The following is a 272-nucleotide window of genomic DNA, read 5'->3' on the forward strand; positions in this document are numbered from 1 at the left end:
GTCCACCGTCAAATAATAACTGGTCGGCGGGTTGCCACCGGTGACAATGCGCCGCGCCCCGCGATGAGAAACGCCAGGGGTAGGGACGGTATATTCGTGATAGTAGCCTTGCGACTGAGCAGGTAGTAGGCCTTCGCGATTATAGAACGTCGTGCCATCTTTATTTGGATAGGGAAACGGCCCGCCTTGCTTTATCAGCGCAATGGTAGTGTCAATCTGTGCATCACCAGTAATGGCTGACGTCTGTGCTTGACCCGCTGCTATAGAGGAAG

Annotated in this window: 1 protein-coding gene; it reads right to left on the reverse strand. The window is 54.0% G+C overall.

The window, feature by feature from the left end; translation table 11 throughout:
- A partial coding sequence (locus AAEZ06_RS27300; protein ID WP_350617227.1) for a guanyl-specific ribonuclease occupies positions 1–272 on the reverse strand: 272 nt, incomplete at both ends.

It is taken from the genome of Pseudomonas sp. HY7a-MNA-CIBAN-0227, from assembly GCF_040310325.1.
Classification (GTDB): Bacteria; Pseudomonadota; Gammaproteobacteria; order Pseudomonadales; family Pseudomonadaceae; genus Aquipseudomonas.